Below are 18942 nucleotides of genomic sequence, written 5' to 3'. Positions count from 1 at the left end.
AATGTTAAATATATTATTATAAGTTTTATTTAGTATTTAAATAATTATTATATTATCTTATTTTGGCTTTTAATTGGATTATTTTTAGAAATTTGATATTTGTGTTTATTTTGAATTTTTTTATTTAGATATAATTTAAAATAAGTATTTTTAGAGCTTTTTCTAGATAATTTGTTTATTTTTAAATTTAATTGGATATTTTTATTATTAAATATAATCTTAAATTTTTGTAATTAATTTAAAATTTTATAAATATTTTAAATAAGTGTAAAAAAAGTATTTTAATAGGTTTTTCTTGTTTTTAATATGTATTTTAATATAAAAAGTTTTAGTTAAAGATTTTAATAGGTTTTTCTTGTTTTTAATATGTATTTTAATATAAAAAGTTGTAGTTAAAGATTTTAATAATCTTTAACTTTTGCTGGAATTTTATATAGTATAATTGGTACAATAAATAGTACTGCAAGCAATATGAATTGTATTAATACTTGTATATGGTCTGGACTTGTAAATGAAGTATAGTTACCTTGTAACCACATGATTCCAACAATTATTGGTATAAAATATCTAATCATAAATTTCCATGTTCTACCTAATTTATGTTTGGATCCTTTGTTTATGGATTCTAAAAGTCCATCAAGACCATAAATCCAACCAAATATTATACATTCTATGATTACAGTTAAAAGTAAACCAAATTGGTTTAAGAATCCGTCAAAGTATGTAAGAAGCGCTGAACCATAGGTTGTTGTATATAGTATTGATATTAAAAATCCAATAGAACATATTATTGTAACTGATTTTTTACGTGATAAATTGAATTTTTCACTGATTGATGAATTCAATGGTTCTACAAGTGCAATAGCTGATGTAAAACCTGCAAAGAATAAACATAAGAAGAATATTGGTCCGATTACATATCCAACAAGTCCCATTGTATTGAATACACGTGGTAATACAACAAATGCAAGACCTGCTCCTTGTGTTACTACTTGATCTATTGGGATATTACTTACAAGACTCATGAATCCAAGGATACTAAACATTCCAATTGCAGTAAACACTTCAAAACCACTGTTTGTAAATGCTACTGTAAGACCATTCTTTACAAGATCAATATCCTCTGGCAAGTAACTAGCATATGTAAACATAATACACAATCCAAGACTTAAGGAAAATACAATCTGACCAAATGCAGCTAGCCATATGTTAATATTGCTTATTTGAGACCAATTTGGAGTAAATAATACACTAACTCCTTTAAATGCTCCAGGTAATGTAAGTGAGTATATTACAATTCCGGCCATTAATATGAAAAGTAGTGGAATTACAATTTTACACACCGCTTCGATGCCATCATTTAAGTTCCTATGTGAAACAAACCATATTATAAACCATGCTATTGCCACAGCAATAAATATTGGTAAAACAATATGTAAAAGTCCTATAGGGTTTGTTGAACTTTGAAGTAATGTTGTTGTAAAGTAAGTATTTGTATCAGTACCCCATCCTTTAAAGAAACTTAAAAATAAGTATATAATGTTCCATCCAATGATACATGTATAATAAGTTAATATTAAAAATGGAACCATTTGTATTGCCCATGCAATATATTCATATTTTTTATTAATAGTTCTTAGAGTTTTACTTAGTCCTGCTTTAAATTTATATCCTGCACCATATTCAATAAATACAAATGGAGCACCAACACATAAAATAGCAATAATATATGGTATTAAAAAGGTACCTCCACCATTAGTATATGCAATATATGGGAAACGCCAGATATTACCTAAGCCAACAGCAGAACCAATCATTGCAAGTAGAAACCCTAATGTACTATTCCATTGATTAGAATTTTCTGTCATTATTTAACCTTTAATGTTATTTTTTACTTAAAATATCTAAATTGTTTTTAATTTAAGAAAATAGATAATTAAACTTTTTACTTAGAATATCTAAATTATTTTTTAACTTATTTAAGAAAATAAAATTAAATAATTTTTAATTTAATTGGTTTTTAAAAAAATATTTTTAGTCATTTTTTAATTATATTTTAAAATAAGTAGTAATTATAATTTTTAGAAGTCAGATTCAATGGCTTTTATCATATTGTATAATACTTTATTTACTGTAACATCTATTCCATATTCTTCACCAAGACGAATGACTTTACCATTTAATGAGTCAATTTCTGTTTTTATTTTCTTTTGTATATCTTGTGATGTAGATGAAACATGTTCATATGTGTCAGGAACTAATTTTGAATAGAATAAATCTTTATATTCTGAAGATGTATCCCAATCTATATTATAACCTGATGCTTTAATTACATTAAAAATTTCATCAATTATTTGATTCATAATATTAATTGTATACTTATTTTCAGTTAATTTACCATAATTAACTCCTAAAATAGCTCCAAGAGGATTTAAAGCACAATTATAAAGCATTTTAGCCCATAAAAATTTAGCAACATTATCAGTTACATTACATGGTATACCTGATTTTGTAATAAGTTCTGCAATTGGTTTTAAAAGATTTATATCACCATTTTGTAAAGTACCTAATTCAATAGGTTCAGTATAAACTGTGATTTCACTTATATTTCTTTTTGGTCTTTTAAAACCAGTAATTACACGTGCACAAAATACTTTATCACTTGGAAAATATCTTAAATATGGTTCATCATTTCCAAACCCATTTTGGAAAATAAGTATAATGCCATTATCTTTAAATATCTCTCTATTCTCATTAAGTTTAGAACTAATATCGTCATTAGAGGTTGTTTTACTTGTTATAAAAACATAATCTATAGAATTTCTTGGAATATCTTTATAGTCAGTGTATACATTAAATTCATCTGGTGAAAAGCTTAAATGATTAAAAAGTCCAATTCTTTTAATTCCATTTTCCATAGCCTTTTTGGTTTTTTTACTTGCATAGAATGATACATTTGCGCCTTGTGATATCATTGATGCACCTAATGCAATTCCGATTGATCCAGAACCATCTATTAATATATTCATTTTTTCCCTCTATTTTTTATAGTTCTAATTTAATTTTTAATTACCATTATACTATTTGTTTTATGACTTAATAATACTTTTTTAATTTTATTTATTTTATTTAGTTTATTTGATTATTTTTTGAACCTTTATTATTTAATTATTTTTTTAATTGAATATTTTCTTTTAGTTAATAGCTTATTATCTTAGTATCTTAAATTAAGTATATGATTAAAGTAATATTTTTTTTTAAAAATTAAATAAAGTACTTTATTTTATTAAAGTACTTTATATATTTAAAAATTATATTTTTTTAAAATTAAGTAAAGTACTTTATTTTAATAAAATAAGAATTAGTTATTATAGTAATTTGAGTATTTGTTAATGTTTAATTAGAATTAATTATTATGGGGATTAGTGTATTGGTTTTTATTTATTTTAAAATTAGTTTTGTAGTAATTAAAGTATGTGTTAATGTTTAATGATTTAAAATTAGTTTTGTAGTAATTAAAGTATGTGTTAATGTTTAATGATTTAAAATTAGTTAATATAAATTTAAAATTATAATTAAAGGAATATAAATCTTTAAAGATTATATTCTTTTAGATTATTAATTAAGAACTGTAATTTACATTCTGTTTAAGGAATAGTGTTAATATAAATATTATAGCCATCATTATTGCACCAATTAAAAATGAGAAATTAACACCTTTAATTAATGCTATACTATGTTGTAATGCTGTTGGATTAGCTATTGTACTTAAATAATTATTTTGACCAATAGTCATGAAACTTGTAAATAATGATGATCCAATAGCTCCACCCATTTGTTGGGTTGATGTCATAATTGCTGAACCTGAAGCATATTCTTCAGATTTTAAGTTACCTAATGTATTTGTTTGGTTTGGTGATAATGATAAACCTGAACCTATATAGAAACCACATATAATTAATCCAATTATAAGGAAGCTAGTATTTAAGTTAATCATTGTTAAACTATATGCTGATAATGCCATTATTCCAATACCTGTACATATAACTATTCTAGGACCATGTTCATCATAGATATGTCCAGATATTATAGGTAATATACTTCCAAGTATTGTTCCAGGTAGCATTATGAGACTTGCTGTAAGTGAACTTGTGTGGAGTGAAGTTTCAAGATACATTGGTATAAGTATAACAATACCAAAAATAAGCATTACATTTGCAAGATTTGCAAGAATACCAATTGTAAATAATTTATCTTTAAATACACCTATACCAAGAAGTGGATGTTCTACATGTAATTGGCGGTATGCAAATAATCCAATTATGATAACACATATAATTAATGTGATAATTACATTAGTTAAACTTGTTTCACCAAGATTACTGAATCCATATATGATTAAACAGCATCCAATAGCTGCAAGTATTAATGATATTATATCTAATTTTGCAGGACTTGTTTTTGTAATATTTTCTAATTTTTTATATGCAATAATTGCAGATATTATAAATAAAACTAACATTATTGTAAAGTATAAATGCCAATCTGTAAACTCCATTATCAATCCCATAATCACTGGGGCAAATATCGGTGCTGACAAAACAACAAGTGATACAATACCCATCATCAATCCTCTTTTTTGAGGAATTGTAATATACATTACACTATTAAATACAAGTGGTACTATAATACCTGTACCAAGAGCCTGTATAATCCTTCCAGCTAATAAAACTGGGAAGTTTGTTGAAAAGATAGAAACAATTGATCCAACTATTAATAGACTCATTGCTGTTAAAAATAGTTTTCTTGTTGAATACTTTTTCATTAGAAATGCTGTTGTTAAAAATACAATTCCAGATACAAGAACATATGCTGTAGTTAACCATTGTACTGTTGTTGCAGTAATTGCATATTCCACCATGATATGTGGAAATGCAACATTTAATGCTGTTTCATTAAGCATTGAAAAGAATCCGCCAAGGATTAATATAGTAATTATTTGTTTTCCTTTTTCTAGTTTAAACATATTCTCCATTAGGGTCACCGTAAATTTTGAAAAAAGTAGTTAATTAAGGTTCTAATAAGAAGATTTTTTTTAATTTATAAGATTTATTTACTTTAAAATTTATTTTTAATTGTAAAATAGATAGTTATAGAAAATTAATTGTTTTTAACTGTGTTGATATTTTAGGTGTACTATTTTTTAAAAGGGCTAATTTTGTTAAAAGTCAACTGTCTTTAAGCATTTAATAAATTTATTAGGTCTATAATTTACTATTTATTTATAGATTTCTTATTTTAAATTAATTAATAAATTGTTGGGGGCTTTTGTAAATCTAATATTTACTTAAATTGGAGTATTCAATTATCTAATTTAAACCTAAATCTAGAGTATTTATTTAAAAAATACTTATTTAAATTGTTTATAGTTTATAAAAAGGTGTCAACGATTAAACAATTAATTATCAATTAATTTAGGTATTAATTCCGCTACTTCTAATATGTATTTATCATCCTTATTGGTGGTAGACATAAGTATTGCTCCCTCAATTAATGTTTCGATAGTTTTTGATAGCTTTTTTGCTTTCGTTTTTTCTATGTCACTTTCCACTAGTTTATCATAGTATACTTTCTCCCAGCTGTGGTATGCATCCTCACATGCACACCTTATGTTCTCATTAGTCTTGGATGTTTCTAGTGCAATCAAGTTTATTGAGATTTTTTTATTACTTTGAAAGGAGTCTATTTCATTTTTATCCTTATAGATATTTTCCGCCATTTCCTTAACAAAAGTTTTTATAGATTCTCTAGGATCATCTATCTGTCTAAGACTATCTCTGATTTTTCTTTCTACAAAATTTTTTGTTATTTCAATACTTTCAAGGGCCAATTGTTCCTTACCATCTGGGAAATAGTAATATAATGAGCCTTTAGGACAATCACTTTTTCTTAAAATTTCATTAAGACCAGTTCCATAATATCCTTTTTCTTGAAATAGTATTGTCGCTGCATTTAATATCTTTTCTTTTTTCCTATTCATATTAAAACCTTAAAATTATAATGACTGGTCTATATAATAATCTATTTTTTTAATTATATAAAACTTTTTAATATATTTTGGAAATTCTTTTAATAATGTTTGGATATAATGGAATTTGTTCTATACTATAATGTGGACTACAATTCTATATTTAAATGACATAGAACATTATAATTATTAAAATAGCTTTAAAGTGTTATTTTCTATTATATTCAAAGATTTAATATGTTTCATGAAAAAATAGAGACCCACAAAGAAGGAATAAAAAATTTATAGACATTTTCTACAAAAATGGTTAAGAGGATGGTGATTGTTAGGGATAAAGAAGAATTCATTTAAACAATTTTAGGATACAAAAAAGGGGAGATGTAATAAAGTAAGAAGGCATTAATTTATGGTTTATATAAAATTTTATCAGTCCTTTACCTATTTAATCTTTAGGAATATTATATTTCTCCCTTACCTTATCATCCTTAGTGACATCCTGACCTTCAATCAAATCTAAAAAATCATTAAAAGGAACTTTAGTAATAAATTTAATATTATCACTATCAGAATCATCTTTATAATACACATATGTTATTAGACATTTATATTGAGGATATTGTAATACAAAATCAACTGCATCCTGTAATAATGCGTCTTGTCCTATTTTATCAAATAGTTTATCGTATTTTGCACGGCGCATATAAATCCTTGAAAGTAAGGTCCAACTACCATTCTCTTTATCTGATCTTAATTTTCTAAACTCTGGATTAAATTTACTTAAACCCATTTTAAGTTCATCAGATATTGCACCATTATAATTTAGTAATTCATTGAATAAATCCTCTGGTAAATTTTTAATTAATTCAATATTTTTTATAGCAAATTTAAATACCATAAAAATATGCTCCCCTCTTTTTTTAAAGTTTAATTGTGTTATGTTATGTTGTTTATAATAATGTAAACTATCTTCATAATATTCTTAATATAGTAATTCTAGAACATGGACAGGACAAGACCTTAAAAGGTAATCCCAAAAAACCCTCTCAGGAGGATCTAATTTAGTATGATCATAATCATAACAATCCTGTAAATATCCTGCATAAATAAAATCAGGTTCTTCTTTTAATAAATCATCAAGAAATTTAAGTCTACCTTTTTTATCGGAAGGATCATTTTTTAGAAATAATTCTATAACTTTATCTTCATATTCCTGATAGGTCATAGGATACTTACTCTCATCAACATTCCTGTAATTATCAGTCATTTTTATTCCCAACTCCATATCTCTTTTATCCATAGCAGTTTACTATTACAGCTATTATGGAAATCTTATTTTTTTCTATAACCAATATTATAATGGATATTATGTAGTTTATATAAAGCTACAGAACTACTTGATGGGAAAGCATATATCATATAATCAAGCTCTTCTAAACTTATCTTCTTATTTATAATAAATGCGAATATATTTACAAGGTTTTCAGCTTCAGAACTGTATATTTCAGCACCAAGAATATTTTTGTCTTTGTCAGTGATAACAGTACATTCTGCAGTATTCTCATTTTTAAGTTCAATGGAATAAGCTTTACCATATTCTATTCTATGTGCCTCATATTCATCGGGATGTTCCAATGCATAGTCAGCAGAGACTCCAACAGTAGCTATTCTTGGTAGTGTGAACACAACTGCAGGAACAACAGGGTATGTAATATCCTCATTTGTTTTACCTAATAAGTATTTTGCTAGGTATTTGGATTGGTGGATAGCTACAGTAACTAGTTTTGCTTGATTTGTATCTGCGACATCACCTGTTGCATAAATATTTTCAACATTTGTCTGCATATGGCCATTAACTGGAATGCCTTTTTCGGATGCTTTTACTCCTGCCCTTTCAAGTCCAATACCTTCCACATTGGCTATTCTTCCAAGAGCACCAAGCACATAGTCTCCAGTTAAACTTAGATTGTTGTTGGTTTTTACTTCATATCTGTCATCTTTTTTATTAACTTCAACAGCCTCTGTATAGTAATGGAATTTAACCCCTTTACCTTCAAGTACCTTGATGGTTTCTTTAACATATGGTTGATAGAAATTCCTTAATGCCTTGTTAGACCTAATTAGGACATCAACAATTTTACCAGCCTCTGCAAGTATTGAGGCAAATTCCAGGGATACGAATCCAGCACCTAATATTATTGTTTCCTCTGGAAGTTCTTCTATGTCCAAAAAGTCAGTACTGTCATGTATATATTCTTTACCTGGAATATCAGGTATAAATGGATGGAGACCTGTAGCTATTACTATTTTGTCACCATAGTAGATTTTATCTTCCACTTGGACTCTATGTTTATCAAGAAGGACACCTTTGCCGTTAGCAGTATCAAGATTATATTCTTTGAACTTTCCTTCTAGAAATTTGGATAATCCAGCTATTCTTTTTTTCTTATACTCCATTAAACTTGGCCAGTCAACACTAAAGTCTCCTTTTTTACCAATTCCTTCATACCTTTTAATTGCTGCAGATAGTTCATATGGTGCATCAAGTAATATTTTGGAGTTACAACCATAATTAGCACAGGCCCCACCATATAGTCCTTCTTCAACAATTAAAACTTTCCATCCTGCATCGGCAAGGAATCTTCCCCCTTGCCATGCAGCATTCCCACTACCAATATAAATTATATCATATTCTTCCATTAGATTACCTTTTAAATTTTTATATGAAAACTTTTAATTAATATTATATTAAGTTCTATTTCAAATATAAAGATAATGTATCTAAATAGAAACTAAATAACTTAGAATATTATATAGAATAAAACTAATTGTTGTTAATCTATTTATTAAAAATGATATAAATATGATATCATTTGTTTTAATAAAAAAAGGGTAAATTTAGTTTTAAATTATATAATTTAGGTTAAAATTAGTTGTTTATATTAATAAAATCAGATGTTAACATTAGGTTTTTTTATGGTTATGGGTTTGGTAAAAGTAGATGTTTTTTATTTGTTTACGGGTTTTGTAAATTTGGTTTGTATCTTATTTAAATTATAAAAAATAGTAAAATAATTAGAATAAAGAATTAAATCTTTATTCTTCATCTTTAAAGTAGTTTTTAGCAATTTTTTCAGTAATTGAATTAAACTCTTTAGAGATTGGACTTTTTGGATCTTGTTCTGTATTTATAGTATCTTCATTTACAGCATCTGCAACTTTCTCAGTAAGTGGAAGTTGTCCTAGGAAGTCAATATCCATTAAGTCAGCAAAGTTTGAACCTTCACTTTTACCAAATACATTTAGTTTTTCACCACAATGTGGGCATGTCAAGTATGCCATGTTCTCAACAAGACCAATTTGTTTAATATTCATTTTTTTAGCCATTTTTACACATTTGAGAACATCTTCTTGTGATAGGGAGTTAGGGGTGGTTACCATAACAACAGCGTCTGCTTCAGGTATGGTTTGAAGTACAGTTAAAGGCTCATCTCCAGTTCCTGGTGGGTTATCAATAATTAATACATCAAGGTTACCCCATTTAACATCAGATATGAATTGTCTAATTACACCTGTTTTTTGTGGTCCTCTCCATATAACTGGTGTATCTTGGGTACCAAGTAAAAAGCCCATAGAGATGATTTCTACACCATCTTTTGATTTTACAGGTAAAATCTTATTGTCTTCAGAAATACCTAATTGGGAACCTTCTCTACCAAATAATTTTGGTATGTTTGGTCCATGAATATCTACATCAAGGATTCCAGTTTTATATCCTTTTTTAGCAAAAGATTCTGCAATATTTGCAGCAACAGTGGATTTACCTACTCCACCTTTTCCACTCATAACAACAATTTTATGTTTAATTTGAGTCATATTTTTAGCTATATTCATTTCTTGCTGAATTCTAGCTTTTTGCTCTTCAGGATCCATATTTGGATTACCATGATGTTGGTTATTATGTGGCATATTATCCTCCTTTATACTAATTTTAAATTAGCTATTTGATTAATTTTATTGTATTACTATTTATTTAAATTAAAATTTAAATGAATAAGTAAGTTTTTATATTAAATACTTTGTTTTTCTTTTATATAAAGCTAATTATTTTTAAGTTACATTTTGTAATTTTAATATTTAAAATTATTTTTTAGTAAAAATATTTTTTCTTTTAAAATAAGTGTTGATTTATTTGTATTTTAAAGCTAATTATAAAAAAAGTGATAATAATTAATTTTTAATAATTGTATCAATATTATCAAATAAAAATCCAATAGTACAGATTATAATAGGATACAATAAATAGATAAATCCAACATTTAACATATACTCAATAATACCCATTGGTAAACCAACTATATTATAGTAAATCTGATCAAGACATATATTAATTAAAAATATTATTACACTTAAAACTGTTCCTTCATTAAAGTAATTAGTACTAAATCCTTTAAGATAATTAATACCAATAATAAGGGCAAGGACAGTTAAAACTAAATCAAGTAGTATATTAAAGATATATGGGTTTGAATTATGTGACATCAATATTAATGTAATTGTAACAATCCAAGATATAAATCCATATATTATAGCTATTTTCTTCATATTATCATTTATTAAATTTTTATAATTTCTTATGTAAGCTAGTGTTTTTTATAATTGTGTTTTAAGATTTTTATGTAAGTTATTTTTATATTGTGTTTTTATGTAATTGTGGTTTGAAGTTTCTTTTATAATTGTGTTTAAAGCTCATGTAGATTATATTATAATTGTACTTCAAAACTTGCCATATAACCTAATGCAGTAGTTATTAATGGATAGAATATATAGATATAAGCTATTTTATTAATATAATCTGTAAAAGGAACATGGCTTATTAATGCAGTTGTAAAGACATCAAGTATAATAGAGATTATTATAAAATAAACACCAAGAACTAAACCTTCTGCAAGTTCATTATCTGGTAATTGTCTAATGTATATGATTCCAAATATAATGGTCCAAAATATTATCCACACTGGCATATATGTTCTAAACACTGGCAAGTCTGTATCAAGAGCACCATTGGTTATATTTGAACAGACATATACTAGAAAATATAAGATTACACCCATAATAGTCGCTGTTTTCCACTTCATTATATCACATTTTTATTATTAAACTTTAAAATATATTATCTTTTAGAAACTTAATTGTTTTCTAGATAAACTTTAAGACATATTGTATTAAATAGGTTTTTTTAATTGTTTTTGTGTTTTGTTTTTGTATTTAAATAGGTTTTTTTTAATTATTTTTGTGTTTATGTAAGTTTTTGCTTATTTCTTCTATTTAATAGGTTTTAAAACATATTTCATATCAAACTTTGTTTGTTTATCATCTTTAGAAATTATTGGACTTTCACTTAGAACTTTACGTTTATCTACATAGACTCCATCAATCTTAAGTAAAATAGCTTTAGATTCAATTCCTGCTTGAAAACCATTAAATCCACCAATAATATTATCTGATTTTACAGTTCTATGACATGGGATAATAATTGGAAAAGGATTTTTAGCAAGTACATTACCTACAGCTCTGTATGCTCTAGGGCTTCCTGCAGCTTTAGCAAGTTCTTTATATGTATTGACCTCATTTTTATGGGTATGATACTCTGCCATTAATACTTTATATTGAAAAGGAGTTAAATTATTTAAATCTAGATTATCTAGTTTAAATTTAATATCTTCACCATTAAGATATGCTTTAATATTTGAAACTAAAGTTTTAAGGTAATCTGTTAAATCATCAATAGATGCAATTTTAAGTTCATCATAGGCATTAAGTGCTAAGACTTCTGAATTATTATTTGGATTAGATAAGAATATTCTTTTAATATAATCCTTTTCTTCATTAGTAAATACAATACTTATATCATCAATAATTGTGTCTTTAATTGTATAAACCTTGTATTCAATGTCCATTTTAATACCCTCTAATTTTATTAAATACATGATTATTTATATATTTAATAAGTTAAATAATTTAATTATTAATAATTTATTGTTTTGTTGAAATTCATAATTTTCAACAGTTATTTATTTAATATAATATTTAAGTTGATAAGATGTCAGATTATAAAAGTAGAGTATTAGAGGAATTCTTTCAAAATTCATTAAGTAGCCAGTCACCATCAAAAGAAACATATAATAGAAATTATCTAAACTCAAGTACATATTATAAGAATCTTGAAAAAGAATTATTAGAAAGATATGAAGGATACGATTTTTCTGACTTTAAAGGAGTTAAGGAAATAAACACTGATTATGGAAATAGTTTAGAAATTACAAATAAATATGATATTAATTTTAAATTAAAAAGAAATAATATAGATAATCAATTAATTAATAATCTAAAATTAGTATCTGGTATAGGTCCTGTAAAAGAAGAAAAACTTAAAAACAAAGGTATAAATAACTTAAAAGATCTAAGAAAAATAGATAAATATGAAAAAGAAGCAGATAAAATTCTTAAAACAATAAATGATGGTGAATTTAAAGAATTATATAACTATTTAGAAAATAATGGTAAATTTAAAGATTCAAATCCTATGATGTGTGCAGCATATACAGATATTGAAAACTATAAATTTATGGATATAGAAACATTAGGTCTTTCAAATGTTCCAATTATATTAATTGGTATAGCAAGTATTAAAAACAATAAAATCACAGTAAAACAATATCTTCAAAGAGATGGACTTGAAGAAGCTGCAATAATATCTGGATACTTATCAAATCTTGATGATGATTCAATACATGTAAGTTATAATGGTAAAAGTTTTGATATACCATATATTAAAAATAGAGCAAATTACTTTGGTATAAAATATAATAAACATATAAACTATGATTTATTATATTATACACGACAGATGTATAAAGATATACTTGAAAATTGTAAACTTCCAACTGTTGAATCATATATATGTGGATTTGAAAGATTTAATGATGTTCCAGGACAATATATACCAGGATACTATAAAGATTATGTTTCAACAAAGAATATTGGTCCATTAATACCTATTGTAAGACATAATCGTTTAGATGTAAAATCTCTTGCTGACTTCTTTATGAGAATTTATAATGATATTAACTTTTAGAATATTTAATTAGAGATATTAATTTCTATAAGGATATTTATTAGTAAAAATAGTTGGTGATTTTAACTTTTAAATATGATATTTATTAGTAAAGATGGTTAATGATTTTAATTTTAGTAAGTAAGATATTTATTAATAAAGATAATTAGAATATATAATATAAAATAATTTAAGTGAAAATATGAAATCTGCAATACTTTTTTCAGGTGGTAAAGACAGTACAATGGCATTATATAGTGCAATAAAAAATGGTGATAATGTAGAATATCTTCTTTCAATGAAAAGTAAAAACTCATCATCATATATGTTTCATGTACCTAATATTGACTTAACAAGTTTAATTGCTGAAGCTGTAGATATACCATTAATAACAGCTGAAACTGAAGGAGTCAAAGAAGAAGAACTTAAAGATTTAAAAATTCAATTTGAAAAACTTAAAAATAGAGGAATTGAAGCTATTTATACAGGTGCATTATACTCTACCTATCAGAAATCTAGAATTGAAAAATTAGGTAATGAAGTAGGACTTAAAATTATATCACCATATTGGCATGTAAATGAAGAAGAATATATGAACCATATTATAGATTGTGGATTTGATGTTATAATATGTGGTGTATTTGCATATGGTCTTACTAAAGATTATCTTGGAAGACATATTAGTAAAGATCTTATTTCTGATTTAAAAAAAATAAATGAAAAAGTACCAATAAACCTTGCATTTGAAGGTGGAGAAGCTGAAACATTTGTACTTGATGGTCCAATTTTTAATAAAAAAATTGAAATTTTAGATGCAGATATAGATTGGCATGTAGACAATGGTACATATATTATTAAAGATGCAAAATTAGTAGATAAGGATTAAATTAAATTAATTTATTTTCTATATTTTTAATTATTTTATGCTTATTTTAAAATATTTCCTAGCTATTTTTTTATTTAATAATTCCAATTAAGAATTTAAAATAAGTATTAATATAGCTAATAAGAGTATTTACGGTGTATATTTTAGCTATTTAAAAAAAGATTGTTTAAGATAATAAAAATAGTTCAATTTTTATAAACAAGTTTTATACTTATTCAAATTATTTATAAAAAGTTTAAAATAAGAAATTTAATAATTGAATAAAAAATTAGGTCCAATATTTAAGAAATATAAGTAATTGGGTGGTGGTTAGGTGGTAATTACTTATAATCTTTAATATAAGACCTATTTTAATATATAATATAATATAATATTTAAATATATCTATTTTAACTCATAAAGTTTATTTTAAATAAAAGATTATTTTTTTAATAAAGAGCTAATTTTAATTTAAAAATATTATTATGTTTAAATATTAAAATTACGTTATTATATCAAATTAGAAATATTTATCTAAAAGTTCATCAATTTGTGATTCATAAGATTCTAGACTACCTTCATTAATAATCATTTTATCAGATTCTGCAATAACATCTCCAATCCCAAAACCTAATTCATCTTGATCTCTTTTTTTAAAAGATTCAAATTCTTGTGAATCATCAGCACGATTCCTTTTTTTTAATCTTTCAAATCTAAGTGAAGGCGGAGCAAATATTGCAATTATCTTAAAATCATTAAAATTTTCCTTAAATAAATTAACTTCATATGGACTTCTAATTCCTTCAATTACAATAAGTTTATTATTAAGACTATCTTCTGCTTCAATTAAAGATCTAACCTTATTAATAGTTAAATTAGCAACAGCATATTTTCCATGTTCTTTTCTAAGAGCTATTGCTGTAATCCTTGTATCTTCATTTCTTTTTTTAGCTTCTTCTCTAACCATATCCCCCATTTTAACTACAATAGCTCCTCTTTCTTTTGCTTTTGTAGATATTAATGTTTTTCCAGATCCTGGAAGACCAGATACTCCAATAACATTCGCCATTATAACACCATTTAAACAATTTTTTAGAATTAAAAATCAAATTTAAGAAATTTTATTTAAAAAATTAAGATAATTTTTATAAAAATTAAGTTATTTTATTAATTTAAAAAATATTTATTTTTAAGTTAAATAATTAAAAATAATTTGAAAGCTTAGTTTTTAAATAAATCTTTTAATAATTTCTTAAAAATAATTAAGATTTATTAATATTATTAATACTTTTTTATGCTTTGATTTTCATTGAATTTAAAGAATCTTCTAAATTTTTCTCATTGTCGTACTCATCAATGATTTTTTGAAGGAATTCTTTATCTTTATTTTTATATTCTTTAGCAATCTTACTCATTAAAGGAATTGCACGTACAACATTATCAACAATAGAAATATCAGACATTTTAGACGTTCTTGATAATGGATTTAAATCAATACAAATTATTTTTTTGCCTGCTTCTTTTAATAATTCTGCTCTATCTCCATCTTCAAGAGGAACAAGAATTACATCAGCAATATATATTCCTTTTTTACTAGCAGTTGCTCTTGGATTTTTTATTTTATCAAAGTAGTATAAATCATCATAATTTGTACCTAAAATATCTTCATATCCATGTTCTTTAAATAATTTTGTGATTTTATCTACACGTTCTTCTGTTCTGTAAAACAAGTTAATTTCAATATTACTATCTGTAATATTTGCAAGTTCAATTACTTCATCAATAGCTAAAGCTGTTGTATTACCATTTACAGATAAGACTGGATGATCTGCAAGAAGGATACTTGCTACTGCAGCTTTAATAGCATTTTCTGCTGCAGGTACTGTTTTTTCCCCAATTAAATAATCAAATGTTTCTCCTCTACCATGTGCAATCATTCCAGAATCAGCTAAATAGCCGTCTAAGAATGCATCTTTTACTTTCTGTCTTAATAATAAAGACTCATATCTTGGATGATTTTTAGGTATCATAATAATATTTTTAATTATAGAGCATATATAATTTTTTATTATTAATCATTATAAATTATTAATTTTAATATAATTACTAAATTAAGTTTCATTAATATTTTATAAGAAATTAGTATTAATAATAAATTAGATTTCATTTATGTTTAATTAAGAAATTAATAGCAGTAATAAATTAAATTTCATTAATACTTTATTAAGGATTAATAGAAGTACTAAATTAAAATTTACTAATATTATTTAAAAAAAGAAGAATAATTATGTATTATTAATACATAATTATTAAAAAAATTTAATGTTTTTTAAATGGAATAATTCCTAAACATAAAATACTAATTAATAAAATTATTAATGGATTACCTGTTTTAGGAGTGTTATCTAAGACTTTAATTGTACTATTGTTATGATTAGATGTTTTATTAATAGGATTAAATGTTTTATTTGTGTGATTTTTTGGGTTTTCAGTTTTGTTTGTGTTATTTTGAGGAGTGGTATTATTAACAACTTTAGTTGAATTATTAGCTGTAATATTTGGTGTTTCTTCAGAATTTGCAGTTACATAATTTGTAAAGTTTCCTACTTTAGTAGTATTAAAGTATACTGTAAAGTTTGCAGATTCACCAGGAGCTAAATCATAATTATATGTCCATGTAGGTTTATTATTAATAAAGGAATAGTTCCAATTATTATTAATATCCCATGAATCATAGATTAAACCGTCGTCCCATTTATCTTCACTAACAAAAACTTTATGTAAGGTATAATTACAATCATTTTTTACAGAAATAGTGAAAATAGTTTTATTTCCTATTTTAACTACTGGAGTAATTGTGATTTTTTCAACTTTCATATGAGTATCTAATTTATCTAAATAACTTACATTAAACATTATACAATTTTGATAAGAATTGGAAGTTAAGAAAGTTTTAAAGTTAAATACCATATATGAACCATTATCTAGTTTTTTAACAGCATTATGTGTAGGTACTCTAAATCCACTATCATATAGTTCAATTACCTTTATTATAGGTGGATATTTGCTTGAGTAAAAGTTTCTTTGTGTGAATTCGGATAAATATTGTTGAGGTAAATATCCATCTAATCCTGGTGTAGCATTAGTATTATTATAATAATACCAGATAAATATTTTAAGATATTCAGAAACATCATCACCAGAATTTATGTTTGTAAGAAAACTTAAATCATCTATCGCAAAACCACTACCACCTGTATTAGCATATGGTTCAATACAATATCCATAATAACCATTACTGAATTTTATTAAGTCACTATATTTTGCATAAGTAATTTCAGTTAAATTTAATGATAAGATATTATCATTATTATTTGAATTTTTAATAGTATAATTACTTAATGTAGCTATTGAGACATAATCTTGTCCATAGTTATCAGTAAAATTAGAATTATTAATACTAGCATTTACAACGAAAACTGCACCACCATATTTCCATGATGTGTTGTTAATAAATTTACTATTATTAATATTCACATTATTACCACTTATTGCACCACCAGCTTTTGAGCACTGTTTTCTATGAAAGTACAATTATCAATATTTGCAAGACCATTAGCTAGTATTGCACCACCACGATAATTTACAGTATTTCCATAAAATAGGGAGTTAGATACATTTAATTCGTTATCTGAAAAAATTCCAGATCCTAAATTATTTGTTGTAGAATGACCTGTATTATTAATGAATCTAGAATTATTTACTGTAACATAATCTCCATAAATACCTGCTCCACGATTAGCCTCATTATTTATGAAATCACAATTATTTACTTTTATATTAGTACCAACAAGAGTTCCAGATTTTTCATTTAAATTATTTATAAATACACAATTTTTTGCACTAATATTTTCTCCAAGAACAGCACCTACAAGATTTGTATCAAAAGTACAATTATCTAAAGTTAAATCACGTTTTACATTAATTACTCCAATACAATCCATATTTGCACCATTAACTTCAAAATTAGTGTTATTTACAATAAGTAAACCATCTGCATATATTGCTCCACCATCATGTGGATAATTATTAGTATCTATATCATTATAATTAAAGTTTGAATTATTAATAATTGTTAATTTAGATTTTGTAAATATTGCTCCACCAGTTGTATATGCAACATTACTAGTAAAATTACAATTATTTATAATTAATTCATCTCCTGTTGATGTAATACCTCCACTAATTACAAAATCAGTGGATTTTCCATTTTCAAGAGTTAAATCATTTATTGTAACAGTTGAATTTGTAATATTAAATAAGGTAGCTTCATTATTTCCATCTATAAAGTGGTTGTTACCATTAATAGTGAGATTTTTGGTAATTTTAATTCCATTTTTATCATCAATTGAAGAATCGAATTTATAATCATCATTAATATTAATTATACCATTTGTATTTGTATCAATAAGATTCTGTAAATCCTTAAATGATTTTGGATTTCCAGTATCTCCAAGAGTATTATCTGGAGCATTAACATTATTGGTTGCTAATTCAATATTTGTTGTATTGTGACTATTTAAAACTTCAGAATCTACATTTGTTGAATTATCAGTTGCATATATTGTACCAATACTTATAAATAAAACAATGAAGATTAATAAACTCATTCTCACTTTTTTCACTATTTTCACCTCCTTTTTGTTTGATTATTTATATTAAAAAATTAAAGGGAAATCAAATAATCTATTTAATATAGTAATCTAATTTCCTATCTTCAACTAATTAACAGTAAACTGTTAATTATATATTATTATTCATTTTGTATTATATAAATATATATATATATATATAAATATAAAATTAGTTTTTATATATAAAAAATGTATTTATAAATTAAATTAAGTATTATTAAGCTTATTTAAATTTAAAATA

The 18942-nt window shown here is 24.6% G+C and carries 17 protein-coding genes; 2 read left to right on the top strand and 15 right to left on the bottom strand.

All coding sequences use genetic code 11. The features are described 5' to 3' along the window. Nucleotides 1-401: 401 nt before the first annotated feature. The 11 genes from T523_RS02180 to T523_RS02130 all read right to left on the bottom strand — a co-directional run bounded on the left by T523_RS02180 (nucleotide 402) and on the right by T523_RS02130 (nucleotide 11985). On the bottom strand, nucleotides 402-1868 hold the full coding sequence (locus T523_RS02180; RefSeq protein WP_042707281.1) for a sodium-dependent transporter: 1467 nt from the start codon (nucleotides 1866-1868) through the stop codon (nucleotides 402-404). A 213-nt stretch (nucleotides 1869-2081) separates the two neighbouring features. Beyond that, a complete protein-coding gene (locus tag T523_RS02175) occupies nucleotides 2082-3029 on the bottom strand; it encodes a ketopantoate reductase family protein (protein ID WP_042707280.1) in 948 nt (315 codons plus the stop codon). A gap of 593 nt (nucleotides 3030-3622) precedes the next feature. After that, nucleotides 3623-5035 (bottom strand): DHA2 family efflux MFS transporter permease subunit, encoded by a 1413-nt coding sequence (locus tag T523_RS02170; RefSeq protein WP_042707279.1) that lies wholly within the window; start codon nucleotides 5033-5035, stop codon nucleotides 3623-3625. A 423-nt stretch (nucleotides 5036-5458) separates the two neighbouring features. Then, the gene (locus tag T523_RS02165) at nucleotides 5459-6040 is read right to left on the bottom strand and encodes a TetR/AcrR family transcriptional regulator (RefSeq protein ID WP_042707278.1); all 582 of its coding nucleotides are present in this window, start codon (nucleotides 6038-6040) and stop codon (nucleotides 5459-5461) included. A 430-nt stretch (nucleotides 6041-6470) separates the two neighbouring features. Then, nucleotides 6471-6923: a hypothetical protein gene (locus T523_RS02160; protein WP_042707277.1), complete on the bottom strand. Its 453-nt coding sequence runs from the start codon at nucleotides 6921-6923 to the stop codon at nucleotides 6471-6473. An 84-nt stretch (nucleotides 6924-7007) separates the two neighbouring features. Then, the gene (locus tag T523_RS02155) at nucleotides 7008-7292 is read right to left on the bottom strand and encodes a hypothetical protein (RefSeq protein ID WP_042707276.1); all 285 of its coding nucleotides are present in this window, start codon (nucleotides 7290-7292) and stop codon (nucleotides 7008-7010) included. 65 nt (nucleotides 7293-7357) lie between these two features. Further along, nucleotides 7358-8725 carry a dihydrolipoyl dehydrogenase family protein gene (locus tag T523_RS02150; protein ID WP_042707275.1) on the bottom strand — a complete coding sequence of 456 codons (1368 nt, stop codon included), beginning with the start codon at nucleotides 8723-8725 and terminating at the stop codon, nucleotides 7358-7360. 396 nt (nucleotides 8726-9121) lie between these two features. After that, nucleotides 9122-9994, bottom strand: coding sequence for an Mrp/NBP35 family ATP-binding protein (locus T523_RS02145; protein WP_042707274.1), 873 nt, complete (start codon nucleotides 9992-9994; stop codon nucleotides 9122-9124). A gap of 261 nt (nucleotides 9995-10255) precedes the next feature. Then, on the bottom strand, nucleotides 10256-10630 hold the full coding sequence (locus T523_RS02140) for a hypothetical protein (protein WP_042707273.1): 375 nt from the start codon (nucleotides 10628-10630) through the stop codon (nucleotides 10256-10258). 158 nt (nucleotides 10631-10788) lie between these two features. After that, the gene (locus T523_RS02135; protein ID WP_042707272.1) at nucleotides 10789-11163 is read right to left on the bottom strand and encodes a hypothetical protein; all 375 of its coding nucleotides are present in this window, start codon (nucleotides 11161-11163) and stop codon (nucleotides 10789-10791) included. A gap of 186 nt (nucleotides 11164-11349) precedes the next feature. Further along, the gene (locus tag T523_RS02130) at nucleotides 11350-11985 is read right to left on the bottom strand and encodes a methylated-DNA--[protein]-cysteine S-methyltransferase (protein ID WP_042707271.1); all 636 of its coding nucleotides are present in this window, start codon (nucleotides 11983-11985) and stop codon (nucleotides 11350-11352) included. A 143-nt stretch (nucleotides 11986-12128) separates the two neighbouring features. Between T523_RS02130 and T523_RS02125 the strand changes: the two genes are divergently transcribed. Both T523_RS02125 and T523_RS02120 read left to right on the top strand, forming a co-directional pair. Beyond that, nucleotides 12129-13163 (top strand): ribonuclease H-like domain-containing protein, encoded by a 1035-nt coding sequence (locus T523_RS02125; protein ID WP_042707270.1) that lies wholly within the window; start codon nucleotides 12129-12131, stop codon nucleotides 13161-13163. A 181-nt stretch (nucleotides 13164-13344) separates the two neighbouring features. Next, nucleotides 13345-14028 carry a diphthine--ammonia ligase gene (locus T523_RS02120; protein WP_042707269.1) on the top strand — a complete coding sequence of 228 codons (684 nt, stop codon included), beginning with the start codon at nucleotides 13345-13347 and terminating at the stop codon, nucleotides 14026-14028. Nucleotides 14029-14527: 499 nt separating this feature from the next. Here T523_RS02120 and T523_RS02115 read toward each other — a convergent pair whose 3' ends face one another. The 4 genes from T523_RS02115 to T523_RS02100 all read right to left on the bottom strand — a co-directional run bounded on the left by T523_RS02115 (nucleotide 14528) and on the right by T523_RS02100 (nucleotide 18692). Further along, nucleotides 14528-15076, bottom strand: a complete 549-nt coding sequence (locus tag T523_RS02115; RefSeq protein ID WP_042707268.1) for an AAA family ATPase — start codon at nucleotides 15074-15076, stop codon at nucleotides 14528-14530. Nucleotides 15077-15299: 223 nt separating this feature from the next. Then, a complete protein-coding gene (locus T523_RS02110) occupies nucleotides 15300-16037 on the bottom strand; it encodes a 4-phosphopantoate--beta-alanine ligase (protein WP_042707267.1) in 738 nt (245 codons plus the stop codon). Nucleotides 16038-16326: 289 nt separating this feature from the next. Next, nucleotides 16327-17601 (bottom strand): hypothetical protein, encoded by a 1275-nt coding sequence (locus tag T523_RS02105; RefSeq protein WP_156929579.1) that lies wholly within the window; start codon nucleotides 17599-17601, stop codon nucleotides 16327-16329. Continuing rightward, on the bottom strand, nucleotides 17556-18692 hold the full coding sequence (locus T523_RS02100) for a right-handed parallel beta-helix repeat-containing protein (RefSeq protein ID WP_156929578.1): 1137 nt from the start codon (nucleotides 18690-18692) through the stop codon (nucleotides 17556-17558). The genes T523_RS02105 and T523_RS02100 overlap by 46 nt, the downstream gene beginning before the upstream one ends. Nucleotides 18693-18942: the final 250 nt, after the last annotated feature.

The sequence above is a fragment of the Methanobrevibacter wolinii SH genome (genome assembly GCF_000621965.1).
Lineage (GTDB): Archaea > Methanobacteriota > Methanobacteria > Methanobacteriales > Methanobacteriaceae > Methanarmilla > Methanarmilla wolinii.
Note: the sequence above shows the minus strand (reverse complement) of the source record. Positions and strands in the feature narration are given on the sequence as shown.